This window comes from Paenibacillus sp. 32O-W, from assembly GCF_007679495.1.
Classification (GTDB): domain Bacteria; phylum Bacillota; class Bacilli; order Paenibacillales; family NBRC-103111; genus Paenibacillus_L; species Paenibacillus_L residui.
In genome coordinates, this window is the sequence record NZ_VEGP01000031.1 from 5,076 (window position 1) to 18,830 (window position 13,755).

The window sequence follows — 13,755 nt, forward strand, 5'->3', positions numbered from 1 at the left end:
GAAAGTCACTCCATTTCAATACTTTAATGAACTTAAACTTTCCAATGTGGTAAAAAAAGCTTTTAACGAAGTTTTTTCAAAGATGGATAACCCGGTACTAGAGGTGGCTTTTTATGCCAATTGGAAAGTCACTCCATTTCAATACTTTAATGAACTTAAACTTTCCAATGTGGTAAAAAAAGCTTTTAACGAAGTTTTTTCGAAGATGAATAACCCGGTATTAGCGGAAGCTTTTTATGCCAATTAGAAAGTCGCTCCATTTCAATACTTTAATGAACTTAAACTTTCCAATGTGGTAAAAAAAGCTTTTAACGAAGTCTTTTCGAAGAGGTGAGAAAACAGTAGCACTAAATTACAGGGACTACCTGATCAGATAGTCCCTGCAATAGGATTAAATTTTATGGACTTGCTTCTCGAAAGCCCCCCGGATTCGGCTCTCGATCTCAGCAACCTTGGCGGAATCTACACCTTTGCGGTAAAGCCTCTTCCATTCATCGCGCAAACTTTTCACCTTGGCCAAGCATGCATTGGCTTCACTCATTGCCGAAGTATAGCGGGCACGGATCTCCGCAATCGAATCCGCATATTTTTCATCTATTCCTGGCGGAAAGGTTTTCTCATACATATCCAAAATTTCATCCCCTGCCCGGGAAGGAAAATGCTCATGGGGAGCCGTACTATCGAAAATGGCCACATTGATATCCGGAAAAATCAGCATATCGAGACTGTTTGGGTCGAAGCCGCAATGGAACATTTCCACATCGTACCCTTGTCTTTCCGCCTCGGCGGCCAGCTTCTTCATCATCGTCGATTTCCCCGAGCCCGGGCGTCCCTTAACGAAAATCCGTCTGGGGAGTCCCTCTGTCAGAGGCATGATGAAATCAACAGGGCCTCTGGATGTCGCCGCTCCAAGATAGCGGTGAATGACCTTGGCCGGTTTCGAATCCTTCCTTACTCCAAATAAAGAATCGGCCAATTCCCGGGTAATTCGATCGGCTGCAGCATGATCCATGTTATCGATATAGATCTTTTCCCATTCATCATGGATTTGCAAGCCCTTGTTATAAGTATCTATCGCTTTATTATACCAATGCTCTATTTCCTGCTGCAGTTCGGACATCCGGCTCTCATCCGCCTGCAATAAATTACGATCCACCGCTTCATCCAAATCGAATACCTCAAGCGTATTCCCTACACCGGATTGCAAAGCTTCCGGACAAGCCGTGCCGTCAATCAAACCGGCCTGCAAGCCGGCAACGATCATCCCGTCCAGGTCTTCACTGTCGAGGGAGGAATGATAAAGCTCCACATCCCAGCCCCGTTCCTGCATTGTATTCGCCAAATTTCGAATGATGGCGGATTTCCCCGTACCGGGCCCTCCTGTAAGAACATAGAGGCTCTTCACATTGCTGTAAGCCGAATCAAACAGGCTGTGAGGACCTTTCGCTGTATTTCCGACAATAAAATAAGACTTCGCCTGACCTCGCATCGATTAGCCACTCCTTTCGGTTGCATCACTCTTGCCTCTATATGGATAATATATGCTTGCGCCCAGGATGTGTGTTTGCCTAAGAGTCAATTATAGCAAGTCAAATCAGACGCGGTACGCTGTTAGAGCCAACCATGCGTTACTTACTTGTGAGCGCCCCGGTTCCGGCATGCTCTTGCCGATAACGGTCAAACAGCATTTTCCAATCGGCGGCAAAGCGGGGGTATAAATTAGGTCTTCTCCGAACCGCCAGAGGATGGTAAGAAACCAGAAGATGGCGCCCGTCGGCTTCAAGCCACTTCCCCCGCAGTTCCTTAACCTCGGCCTCCGGATTTCCGAGAAAAGACTGCACAGCCGTATTTCCCAAGCAAAAAATAAACCGTGGAAGCTTCTGATCTAACTGCAGCTGCAAATGCTCCCTGCAGGCCGCTCTTGCCTTTTCTTTATTGTAGGCTCTCTTCGGCCGGCATTTCAATAAATAGGTTACATAGAGATCGTTCTCGGTGAAGCCCGCCTCCCATGCGGCCTTCTGTAACGTTTGCCGGGCGCCGCAAACATACGGCTCTCCGTCCCGGTTCTCCCTCTCCCCGGGGTTGTCCAACAAAATTAGAACGGATGCTTGCGGATTCCCCTCTCCCCAAATCACCCGGGTGCGCTGTCCGGCTAACTCGCAATTGCTGCAATTTATGGCATGGGGAGGAGCCGGTTCCTCCTGCCAACTGGTCGCTTGAAAATCCATTCTCTTCACCGCCTTCTGATTTTTTCCCATACTGATCCATGGAGCCTGTCCAACGAGACAAGTTTAGACATCCAATCGCTGTTATTCTCAGATTTCTTGGGAATCTATTTTTTGAAGGTTGAAATCCTGGGATAACGAGGCGAACGCCGGCGCTTTTCCAGGCCGGAAACTTACTTCTTCGGTTCCTTTCTCACCTAACACGAATTCGGTCAGCGGATAGTCTTCAAACGGATTGAAGCTTGTTTCGCTCGACTGGACCCGGGTCACATGACCCGGTTGCCCACAAACATACTAATAAGCCAAGAACCGGCAGTTGGTTCTGCCGGTTCCCTTATGCTGCTATACTTCCCCATTTTCCGTTCGGGGAAACGTCTCATCCACTTCCCAAGACTCCACCAACTGATGGGCCTTCTGAAGAGGATATCCTCTTCCCATTAAATACGCTATTAATACTACTTCCGTCATGGCATGTCGGGTACCCGTCGTTTGCGCCTCCTTTAATCCGTAATTCACCAGCGGGCGGAAGCGGGCAATCAGCTCCCGGGGGCGAATCGATGGCTGGGCAAAAGCGGGTAAAACTCCTGGTCCTTCAGGATAAGAAGGATAGGATGGATAGGACGGATACGACGGGTAAGACGGAGATGGGTATAACGGCTGGGGAGATCCATAGGGGATTCCCGTATCAAAATAACTCACTGAAAGTAACACTCCTTTATCGGGTTGATCCTTAGGCTGCTATATCCTATGCATTCGCCCGAACAAAGGATAGGGACCAACGCCCATTATTTATTGGACCCCGTCGCGGATCTGTGCCCGAGTTCACCTCGTCAGAGAAAAATCACCCGAGCTTGTCCTTACCTTCATCTTGATCTTCCCCTCACCTATCTTGCCGACAATCCGGTTGGATTTATCCGTTTCGTATTCGAAGCCCTCCAGTCCGACTCTGCCATCCCCCGAACCGGAACGGAAATCGAGGTCCAGCCCCGAAGGCCAGTCGCTTAGCCGGATGTCGATATCCCCGCTGGACGTTTCCAGATTCATGTCTTGTCCCAGCTCACCCAGCTCTATCGAAATTTCCCCCGAACTGGTTTCTCCCTGGAGCTCAGCCGATCCGTCGAGAATGCTGATATCTCCGCTGGATGCCCGGAACTCAATCAGATCGGCGGAGAACCGGCTGACCTGAATGTCCCCGGAAGAGCTTCTTAACTGCATATAGACCGCATTCACCGAATCGAGGCTGAGGTCTCCGCTTGAGCTCTCCAGCTTCAATTCTTTATAAATCTTCTCGGGGAGCTCTACCTTGAGATTAACATCGTTTGGCGCGAAGCCGAAGCTGATGCCGTTAGGCAGATTCACCTCAACATTCAGAGTGTCTCCGGCCTCTTTGACCCGCAGAGCCGTCTTCTTCCGGTAGCTTTGGTTTGCCTTCCCCTCCAGCTTAATCACAATCTGCTCAGCGTCGCCGGAGACCATTTGCACATCTGCACTGCTGGTATTAATATTGATTCTTTCTATTTTGTCAGCGTCCACTGATTGCTCTTGAAATACATTCTTACTGGCGAACCAGGACAAGCCTCCTTGGGAAATTACAATATAAATGACGACCGCTACAAAAAAAAGCACTGCCAAAAAGATTTTCATCGATCCTCTCATTCGAGAAAACCTTCCCTCCCATCTCTTCGCGGCCTTATACTGACAGCCGCTTGCACGGCGTTCGCTATAAACAATTATGCCGTGCTAATACTCCATCGTGATTGCCGGAAAACCGAGGGTCAGCCTCCATTTGCCGCTTTCGGTCACTTGGTGCACAGCGGCTTGCGCATGAATTTTATGCTGTCCGCTTATGATATATTCATTAAGCAGCGGGGAGGACAATGAAACGCTCAAGCTTCCGGCATCTTCATAACGGTCAATGCGCTGAGCCTGCAGCTTATTCTGTACGCTCAGGATAACCTCTTCCTTGCCGGAGTTCGCCTGCAAGCTATCCCGTACCATCCCCTGAATCCCTATATTCCATCTAGCTCCATCGCTTTCCGGCATCGATTCCCGCCACTCCAAAGCCTGCGGAAATTCCCGGACAGCCCCATCCCAACGCACGGTCAGATAAGCCGTAACACCATCATCCAGGGCGACTAGTCTCATCGTTACCTGACCGCCGGACATAGGTGCGGCGGTCTCATAGCAGAGGCGTCCATCCGGGAGTGCGTTCAGGCTTCCTTCCGGCAATTGAAGCCTCTCTGCGGTCTCGCGGCCTATAGCTGTGAATTCCGCCGGATCGCTATAAGTGTTAAAAACACTCTCCTGATAGATTACCAGATTAGCTTCATCATATAAAGAATCGGTTAAGTTCATCAGTTCCCGCCATGGGTCTTCGGCTGCCGTAACATCGGCAAACACGCGAAATTGCCCCCATACCCCTAACAAAATAAGGAAAATAGTGATAAGTGCCAGTCGATTAATAGAAAATGGCGATCTGAAAGACATTCTTAATCACCCCATCTTTAAAAAATAGACTTTTATTAGTTCTTCTCACACTCAGTTTTCCCGAATCTAGCAAAAGCTATACTTGTTTTTCTTTCTATTAAATAGCTTCATTCTTCCGACAAGTAATATTTAGTATTACAAAGTATGACAAAGGAATTCCAAATTCGACATTTTCCCCTGAAATCTCCTAAGCCCCGGCCTCTTCTAACCTGGAAGAAGAAGGAGTACAATGGAATCAAACTAAGGACGAAAGGTGGTCTTTGCGATTAAACCGCTTGTGGGAATTACTTGTTATATGAATGAAGAGCAGGTTTATCTCGGACATGTATATTCGGATACGATACTGAGATCCGGGGGATTGCCTGTTGCTATTCCGGTCATTCGGGAGCTGCAGGATGTGGAGCAATTAGCCGAAACTCTGGACGGCTTACTGTTATCTGGAGGGGAAGACATCGATCCGGAGTGGTACGGAGAGGACCCTATCCCCGGACTGGGCACTGTGACCCCGGCAAGAGACTGGAGCGAGATTCACCTGGCCCGCCGCTTTCTCGCGCTGAACAAACCGGTATTTGCCATTTGCCGCGGCTGCCAGGTGTTAAATGCGGCCTTCGGGGGAAGCCTATATCAGGATCTGGGTTCGCAGCATCCCTCTATCCAGCATGCCCAGAAAGCTCCCCGATCGCATAGGAGCCACAAGATCACCATTCTGGAAGGCACGCTTCTTCATAGCATTGCCGGCACAGAACAGGTCAAGGTCAACAGCTTTCACCATCAGGCGGTCAAGCAGGAAGCCCCCGGCTTCCGGGTTTCCTCCCGGGCGCCCGACGGAGTCATTGAATCGGTCGAGCATCCCGGTTCCAAGTTCGTTCTTGGCGTCCAATGGCATCCCGAACATACCGCGCTTACGGACAGCTTGTCCGCCAAATTGTTCGAAGCCTTCGTCCAAGCCTGCAGCAGCCCGGATTAAACCCATGGAACGAAGCCGCCGATATTCGACATTCCTTCGTTACGTCATTCGCCATACATTTGCCAATGCCGAGAAGGATAATTACAATAAGAATCATCTCAATCCGTTTCACCCTGACAAATAGTATATGAAGGAGGACACACCATGGCCCCGCAAGAAGAACGTAACTATGAACTGGCCACTTTCGCCGGCGGATGCTTCTGGTGCATGGTTTCCCCATTCGAGGAATTGCCCGGCATCATTCAAGTCGTATCCGGATATACCGGCGGGACTCTGGAAAACCCGACCTATGAACAGGTCTGTTCGGACACAACCGGGCATTATGAAGCGGTTCAGATCACCTATGACCCCGAGATTTTCCCTTATCGCAAGCTGTTGGAAATCTACTGGATGCAGATCGATCCGACCGATGAGGGAGGACAATTCTATGACCGGGGAAGCTCTTACCGGACGGCCATCTTCTATCACAATGAGAAGCAGAGGGAAGAAGCCGAGCAATCCAAGAAGGAGCTGGAAGATAGCGGCCGCTTCGACAAGCCGATCGTGACCCCGATTATTCCGGCGGCTCCTTTCTACCCGGCAGAGGATTACCATCAGAATTACCATCGCAAAAATCCCGCCCATTACCGTCGTTATCGGCAAGGCTCCGGCAGGGAGGATTTTATCGAACGGCATTGGAGCCGCAAGATAGATCGGGACAGCTTAAAAACTCGCCTCACCCCTATGCAGTATGAGGTTACTCAAAACGAAGCTACAGAACCGCCTTTCCAAAATGAATTTTGGGATTCCAAGGAAGAAGGCATCTATGTCGATATTATATCGGGAGAGCCTCTCTTCAGTTCCCTGGATAAATTTGATTCCGGGTGCGGGTGGCCCAGCTTTACGAAACCGCTGCAGTCACACAGCATCAAGGAGAAGCTGGACCTGAAGCATTCGATGGTTCGAACGGAGGTCAGAAGCCGGGTAGCCGACTCGCATCTCGGCCATGTCTTCAACGATGGGCCGGCACCCACCGGGCTTCGTTATTGTATCAACTCCGCTTCTTTACGCTTTATTCCGAAGGAAAGACTGGAGGAAGAAGGCTACGGAGAGTATCTCTATTTATTCGAACATAAGAACGATTAACTTTCTCGTTAGAGAGCATCGCCCAAGCCTCATCACGAATGATGAGGCTTCGCCTGCGTCCTGCCATGCGGCTGCCCAATCGCCCAGCCGCATGTTGACGTCGGCCTATGGGGTCGGATTATCTGGTCCTGTTCCAAATGTAAGAGAACCAGGTGGCATGCCGCTGCTCGTCATGCGAGGCGTTGATCAGCCCTCTGCGCAGAGGCAAAGGCACAATCTCCGACAATCGCTGATAGCTCTTCGAATCCTCCAGCTCGTCCTTAATGGATTCCTCTACACCCTTAACGAAAGATTCCGGGAGTGGACCCGCCTTAATTTCCGGCTTGCGACCGCCTGTCAGCTGGGAATAATAGCTGGAAAATAGCCGGAAGTGGTGTTCCTCATCCTGCTTTATGTCTGAAATTATTTTACGAAATTCTTCGTCAGGAGCTTCTCTGGCCAGCCATTCATATGTCCGGATAGCGTTGTATTCTCCATTGATCGCTTTGGCCAGCTCCCGGATCAACGAGGCAGTATCCGTATCGGCTGCGGGTCCGGCTTGCAGCCGGGTATTGTACGAAGGACCTGCGCTATATGGCGGATATACCCAGCTTCCTCCCCATAGAATTGGAGAGCTCCCGTAACGATTCCCTTTCATCCTTAGTTCCTCCTTTCCATGAGATTCTGCTTATACTCTATGGAACTACCGCCTATTTGGTGCCCATGGTTCATAATCCATGTGCAGCTATTGAGCACAATAAAAGCACGATCCGCTTAGGATCGTGCTGTTCGCATGTCCGGGTGAACTACCAATTGGAGCCCCCGGATTTATTATTGTTGTTTGAGCCGGAACCCCAGGAGGAACCGCCGGATTTGTTCGCTGAGGAGCTCGAACCCCATGTAGAGCCTCCGGACGTATTCCGCGAAGAGGTTGAACTCCAAGAAGACCCTCCGGACGTATTCTGCGAGGAGCTGGAATCCCTTGTAGAGCTCCCGGAGGTATTCCGAGACGAGCCGTAACCCCATATAGAGCTTCCGGAAGGCTTGCGCGACGAGCTGGAACCCCATATAGAGGTTTCCGAGGAACTGGACCCCCAGCTTGAAGAGGAGGCCGCTGTCCGCTCTGAATATAGCTTACGCTGATATTCGTTATCCATTTCGTCAATAAGATATTGAACCTCGTTAACCTTCTCGGCTGCATCCATATAGAAGCCGGAGGCCATCAGGTTGTTCACTTCATAAAGAATATTGCGGTAGTTCTTCTCATATTTTCTCACCCGGATCTTCCTCCGGGTCCTGGCCACTGCAGATTGGAAGCTTGATTCCATAAAGCTGATCGCTTCCAGAGCATAGTTCTTTTCCCCTAATACGAATTCGACATGGATCACGAAATCGTCGATCCTGCCGGAAAATTCGCGGACATGCCGCTCAAGTTCCTGTAAAGAGTATGGGGTAGTATGGAGCATCGATTTCAACTTTTGAAACATGGGATAGATAATGGGGTAGGTTTCGTCCGGCCCTGCCCCCTCCAAGAAGATTAGCTTTTCATTTCTGGCCAACTGCGCAGATTCCATGAATTGCTTCCAGCTCTCATTCACGACCGTTCGCAGATCATCCATAGCTTCGTTCAATTGCATGGAAATCGACTGGCAATGGCTTGAAATTTGATCCACCCCGTCAAGCCACTGAAGCATCTCATCCAGCTTTAGACGAGCCTCCTCAAAGTGTTGGTGATCATCATCCGTCAGCTTGATTACATTGGGAAGCTGAACGGCCGTATCCTGCATCATCCGTTTGGCAGCCTCCAGGGAAACGGCCAGGTCCACCCAATGCTCCTTAACGAAAGCCTCCCTCAGATCACTCAATATCTGCTCCAGATCGGCCTCGACCTTCGCGAACTCCGCTATTTTCTGCTTGATGAATCGAATATCCTCCTGGTTCTTGCCCCGCAAATAAGCATGCCTCTTCGTCATCTCCAGTGCTTCCGCCAGCAGTTCGTCCATTCTTCCGGATATCTGGCGAATATTAGGCATATTTCCGACCCGCAGCTCTGCCGATAAGGGCTCCATATTCCTCTGCGCCTCATCCAGCTTGGAGTACGGATCGATTCCGACCAATTTCAGGCAATGCTCGTTTATCCAACGCTCCAGCTCTTGTCTGCATTCCGACAACGTTTGAGGAAAGGCGTTATACTTATTCAACCATTGGGGCAGTTCTTCTGCCTCCTTGAACGCTTTCTCCATGGGCTGCGTTAACCCGGCGGCCGCTTCGCTCGCTCTTAAAGGATCGAACACCTTCAGATCGCGCACCCGACTAAGTTCCGCTTCCAACTCGGTCAATTCCTCCGTCATGCAGGTTAACGGAAAGGAGTGCTTCTCCGCAAGCCGTTGAACCGTCGATTGAGCGGCTTCCAGCTTCCCGGATAGGTCCTCGACCTTTCTAGTCACTTGACGTTCGGTTTCCCCCACCCGGACAATTTCCGGATAAATCTTCTCGAAGACAGCCTGACAATTCGCTACTGTTAATCTGCCTTTACGAATTCCCTGGCGAAGAGCGAGCAGCCTGATAAAAAGGATCTTCGCCTCCATGTCCTGCTGCAGCTTGCCTAGATCAATCAACAGCAGTGTGACAAGTTCGTTAAGCTGGTTGACCAGCTTCTCGGTCTGTCCTTGAACCAGCCCGACATAAGGCTTCAGTTCTTCGTTGGCATGACTGACCTCAATCAGCAGTTGATTCGCTCGGGACCGCAGCTTGGACCACTGGATTTTGAGAATCATTCCATATAGTAATATCCATGCCAGAACAACCGAGGTGAGAACGATAGCGATCAGAGTCCAGTTCCACTGGCTCAGAGGAGGTATTAAAGGTTTCTTGTCAACATCGGCAGAGGTTTCGGCCGGGCTCATGTCCCCCGCCTGCGGTTCAGGATCGGCAGCGGGAGCCTCCGGCTCCGGATCAGGGACAGAGGCAGGCTGGACCGCCTCGGCGTCTTCTGCCGCCAGTTCATGAACCGCATTCATCAGGTTCAAGCTGGCCTGAGCGAAATCCCCTTCTTTAGCCGCGGGAATGAAATACTCCTCCGTCAGCCTTCCAATCAGTTCACCGACATCGCCGCCGCCATAAAAGGATCGGGCGCTCCGCTGGAGCTCCTCGCTGACCAAATTCATTTCAATCCGCCGGTCCTGACTGGATATCAGCAGCAATATTTCATTATTTTGCAAACCCCATTCATTAAATACGCGTGTCGTATAATCGAACGGATCTTCACCCTGCAAGCTGTCGATCGTTAAAATATAGAAAGTATAGAGGGGGCCTTGAGCCGCCTGCTCCAACGAGGCCAGCGCTTCCTCACGAAACATGCCCGCCTGGTCCTGCACCGTTCCATTCTTCACAGGAGTATTTGCCGCCCAGACCATGACCGGGCTCAATAGTAAACATAATAAGAGCAGGAAGCAGGTTAATTTCTTCACAAGTCTATCCCCCATTTTCATGTCTATAATCATCAGTATACTGAAAATAAAGGAAATTGGATAGAGATGGCAATTTTAACTTGTGCGTCGATTTATATGAAACGCGCTCGATCGCAATAATCTTCGCGCATTTTCGCTTGGCCGCACCGAAAGTTGAGTTACAAACTATGCAAAAAAAGCCGCCCCCATCCAGAGAGGATGAAAGCGGCCGCGGGGAATCCACGCATCGGTCATTGCATCAATCATTGCATCGATCAACGCACTTCGGCCATTACATCGTCATGGCATCACCCATAACATCGGTCGTTACATCGATCATTGCACATCGGCCATTGCATCGCCATAGCATCACCCATGACACCGGTCATTTACAATTGCCCGGCGTACCACTGCAGCAAACCGAGCCTCCAGGAAATATAGAAGGAAAGCAGCAGGGCGGCAAGCATACTCCCCAGGAAAATCCAATCCCGGGCCTGCACCTTAACCTTCTGATAGAAGGTCCGGTCGCGTGAACCGGTAAACCCTTTGGATTCCATCGCTACGGCTGTTCTCTCCGCCTTGCGTATGGCGCTGGCCAACAGAGGGATGACGTAACGGCGGATTTGCTTCAGCTTCCCACGAAACCCTCCGCTTCGGTTGATCCCCCTTACTCGATGGGCATTCTGCAATATTTGCAGCTCCTCCTTGAATAGCGGAAGGAAGCGATAGCCCGCCATAATGCTGTAGGCCAGCTTGGGGGACAGCTTGAACTGCTGCATCAGGCTAAGCATCAAGCGGGTGGAATCGGTCGTGAAGACGAACATCAGAGACAGGGCTGCGAAGCTTAGCATCCGTGCGGCCAACGAAGCTCCGCGAATCAAGGCCTCTTGGGTAACCTCCAGCCATCCCAACCGCAGAAGTATCGTCTCAGCTCCTCCCTCCGGCACCTTGGCAAATAGTATCGCCGTCCAAATATAGCCCAAAGCAACGATCAGGAAGGGAGAGAAAAACAGCAGCCACTTCTTGGCCGGGACCCGGCCGAATATAAAAGTGATCCCGATCGTCCAGGACAAAAAGAGGAGAGGAGTAAGGGGATCGAACACGAGAGCAAGCAAACAGACGCAAAGCAGAACGGCAGCCACCTTGATCCCCGGATTAATGCTCTGTAATACCATAAGGCAGCCTCTCCTGATCGGTAAGATGAACCTGCTCACCGAGCACCTTCCATACGGAAACCGGTATCGGCAGCAAGAGCCGGGCCTCCTCCAGCAGATCGGAGGAATAGTCCCACAGCTCAAACGGCGTGCCCGCAAAACGAAGACGGCCGGCTATCAACACGGCAACCCGGTCCGCATACTGCCGCACCAGCTCCATGTCATGAGTAATCATGACAACCGATTTGCCCTGTTCCTTCAACTGAACCAACAGATTCATAAGCTGCCCTGCCGTGTATGCGTCCTGACCGAAGGTCGGCTCGTCCAGCACCAGTATCCTCTGCTCGTCGGCGAGCATGGAGGCCACGCTGAGCCTTCTCTTCTGCCCCTGGCTGAGGGCAAACGGGTTCTCTTCGGCCAACTCCGCCAAACGAAACATACGCAGCGACTCTTGTACCCGCTCGCTAATTTCCCGCTCCGGCATTCCTTGAATCCGCAGGCTTAAGGCCACCTCTTCAAATACCGATGAGGTGACGAACTGGTGCTCGGGATTCTGGAATACAAGCCCGACTTGCCGGCGCAGCTCTCTCTCGTTCCAAGAAGATAAGGGACGACCATAGAGCGCAATCTCCCCTTGAGAAGGACCGGATAAAATCCCTGCCAATGCATGAGATAGGGTCGTTTTCCCAGCACCGTTAGGTCCTACAATGGCGAGCAGTTCGCCCGGATAAAGCTCCAGGCTCAGTTCCTGCAGAACAGGCTTGTCTTTGCGGGAATAGGAAAATTGATTTAGCGTCATAAGAGGGGACTTCGCAGCAAGAGCTTGCTCCTGCCCACATCGGGGCGGTACGGCCCCGCTGGCTGCCGGGTCCCCCTCCACCCCGGCATCCGGACAGCGAAGCGCAGCCGCCAATTCCGCCCATCCCCGGTAGGGCTCCTGAATTCCCGCCAGCAGCTCCCGCTCCGTCAGCGGATCATGACTGCCGGCATAGATGCCTTGAGCCCGCCAATCCTTCCCCATCCTGTAGGCCGTCGGCCACCATATCCCTTCCTCCCGGCTCCATTCTTCATGCCTGTGGAAGAAATCCCTCAATCCTCCCTGGTACACCAGCTTCCCCCGGCGATCCATCGCCACAGCCCGATTGGCGACCGTCATCCAGTCATCCAGCTTATGCTCGATAATTACGAGCGTCAATGAGCTTCTCTTCCGCAAACGGTCTATCATGCAGACGAATTCCCGGGTCGACAGCGGATCCAGATTGGCCGTCGGCTCATCCAGAATGAGGACGCCGGGCTCCATAGCCAGAACGCATGCCAGGGCCAGCTTCTGCTTCATTCCGCCGGAGAGCTGATGGAGCTTGGACCTTCTGTATTCCGCAAGCCCTGTCCAATTCAGTGCCCGGTCGATTCGCGCGTCCATCTCCTCCGGAGGGACCGCCAGGTTTTCCAGGCCGAAGGCCACCTCATCCTCGACAGTCACCATACAGAACTGACTCTCCGGATCCTGGAAGACCATTCCGATGCGGCGGCTAATTTCCGAACGGCTGTAAGAGCTTATTTCCCGGCCCTGCAGCAGAATTGTTCCGTCAGAATGACCATCCACCGCCTCCGGATACAGGCCGTTCATACAGTAAGCGAGCGTGCTCTTGCCCGAGCCGCTCGGCCCCAGCAGAAGAACCGCATCGTTCTCCGCTACTTCGAAGCTGACGTTATCGATGACCGGAGCCGACTCTTCATCGTAAGCAAACGTCCACCGGCGCACCTCCAGCAGACGGGAGTTAGCCTGCAATGTCATGATGCTCTCTCTTTCTTGCGGATTTGGCAATGGCAAAGCCTCTCAGCACCCCGGTCTTGGCCAGGCCGTCCGCCACCCCTTTGCCCAACAGGCCGGCCAGAACAGCCCCGCTGATGAGGCGAAGAATGAACATGGCCGTGACGTATCCCGGGTGAAGAGCCGCATAGCCCGAGACGAAGAAGCCCCACACGAAGCTGAACACCGCCGAGCCCATTCCCGCGCAGACCAGCACCCAGGTCGAATAGCGCTGCCAGCCGGTAGCGGCAAATACAGCCTCCGCCCCGAGCCCCTGAATCATCCCCGACAGCAGCAGTCTGGGGCCGGCCACATTGCCCATCAGCAGCTCGATGGCTGCGGTAATCGTCTCGGACACGAAAGCCGCCCCCGGTTTGCGGATAATGTAAGCGGCGATGATGGATACAATGAACCAGATGCCGAAGATAAACTCGTAGCCAATCGGGCCCATCAGGCCGACCAAGACATTGCCGAATTGTAGGAAAGCCAGATAGACTACGGCAAAAACGACCGATAACGCGGCAAGCACTACCACCTCGCGAAGCTTCCAGCGCTTCAT

General features: G+C 51.9%; 13 protein-coding genes. 3 read left to right on the forward strand and 10 right to left on the reverse strand.

Going from position 1 to position 13,755, the window contains the following annotated elements:
* A partial coding sequence (locus FS806_RS25750; RefSeq protein ID WP_186328350.1) for a hypothetical protein occupies positions 1–247 on the forward strand: 247 nt, incomplete at its 5' end.
* A 144-nt stretch (positions 248–391) separates the two neighbouring features.
* Here the strand turns inward: FS806_RS25750 and FS806_RS13645 are convergent.
* The 5 genes from FS806_RS13645 to FS806_RS13665 all read right to left on the reverse strand — a co-directional run bounded on the left by FS806_RS13645 (position 392) and on the right by FS806_RS13665 (position 4,712).
* Complete coding sequence (locus tag FS806_RS13645) at positions 392–1,489, reverse strand: PRK06851 family protein (protein ID WP_144937334.1); 1,098 nt, start codon at positions 1,487–1,489, stop codon at positions 392–394.
* 139 nt (positions 1,490–1,628) lie between these two features.
* On the reverse strand, positions 1,629–2,228 hold the full coding sequence (locus FS806_RS13650; protein WP_144937337.1) for a uracil-DNA glycosylase: 600 nt from the start codon (positions 2,226–2,228) through the stop codon (positions 1,629–1,631).
* 339 nt (positions 2,229–2,567) lie between these two features.
* Positions 2,568–2,924: a hypothetical protein gene (locus FS806_RS26715; protein ID WP_260982078.1), complete on the reverse strand. Its 357-nt coding sequence runs from the start codon at positions 2,922–2,924 to the stop codon at positions 2,568–2,570.
* Positions 2,925–3,047: 123 nt separating this feature from the next.
* Positions 3,048–3,869 carry a DUF4097 family beta strand repeat-containing protein gene (locus tag FS806_RS13660; RefSeq protein WP_222126662.1) on the reverse strand — a complete coding sequence of 274 codons (822 nt, stop codon included), beginning with the start codon at positions 3,867–3,869 and terminating at the stop codon, positions 3,048–3,050.
* Positions 3,870–3,965: 96 nt separating this feature from the next.
* On the reverse strand, positions 3,966–4,712 hold the full coding sequence (locus FS806_RS13665; RefSeq protein WP_144937344.1) for a YwmB family TATA-box binding protein: 747 nt from the start codon (positions 4,710–4,712) through the stop codon (positions 3,966–3,968).
* Between the two features lie 277 nt (positions 4,713–4,989).
* Between FS806_RS13665 and FS806_RS13670 the strand changes: the two genes are divergently transcribed.
* Together FS806_RS13670 and msrA are read left to right on the forward strand one after the other, a co-directional pair.
* Positions 4,990–5,679 carry a gamma-glutamyl-gamma-aminobutyrate hydrolase family protein gene (locus tag FS806_RS13670; RefSeq protein WP_260982079.1) on the forward strand — a complete coding sequence of 230 codons (690 nt, stop codon included), beginning with the start codon at positions 4,990–4,992 and terminating at the stop codon, positions 5,677–5,679.
* A gap of 144 nt (positions 5,680–5,823) precedes the next feature.
* On the forward strand, positions 5,824–6,804 hold the full coding sequence (gene msrA, locus FS806_RS13675) for a peptide-methionine (S)-S-oxide reductase MsrA (protein WP_144937350.1): 981 nt from the start codon (positions 5,824–5,826) through the stop codon (positions 6,802–6,804).
* A gap of 118 nt (positions 6,805–6,922) precedes the next feature.
* Here the strand turns inward: msrA and FS806_RS13680 are convergent, their stop codons facing one another.
* The 5 genes from FS806_RS13680 to FS806_RS13700 form a co-directional block, all read right to left on the reverse strand.
* Positions 6,923–7,441, reverse strand: coding sequence for a ferritin family protein (locus FS806_RS13680; protein ID WP_144937354.1), 519 nt, complete (start codon positions 7,439–7,441; stop codon positions 6,923–6,925).
* A gap of 148 nt (positions 7,442–7,589) precedes the next feature.
* On the reverse strand, positions 7,590–10,253 hold the full coding sequence (locus tag FS806_RS13685) for a TPM domain-containing protein (RefSeq protein ID WP_186328351.1): 2,664 nt from the start codon (positions 10,251–10,253) through the stop codon (positions 7,590–7,592).
* 368 nt (positions 10,254–10,621) lie between these two features.
* A complete protein-coding gene (locus tag FS806_RS13690) occupies positions 10,622–11,407 on the reverse strand; it encodes an energy-coupling factor transporter transmembrane component T family protein (protein ID WP_144937359.1) in 786 nt (261 codons plus the stop codon).
* A complete protein-coding gene (locus FS806_RS13695) occupies positions 11,388–13,181 on the reverse strand; it encodes an ABC transporter ATP-binding protein (protein WP_144937362.1) in 1,794 nt (597 codons plus the stop codon). The genes FS806_RS13690 and FS806_RS13695 overlap by 20 nt, the downstream gene beginning before the upstream one ends.
* Positions 13,165–13,755 carry an ECF transporter S component gene (locus tag FS806_RS13700; protein ID WP_144937366.1) on the reverse strand — a complete coding sequence of 197 codons (591 nt, stop codon included), beginning with the start codon at positions 13,753–13,755 and terminating at the stop codon, positions 13,165–13,167. Before FS806_RS13700 ends, FS806_RS13695 begins: the two co-directional genes overlap by 17 nt.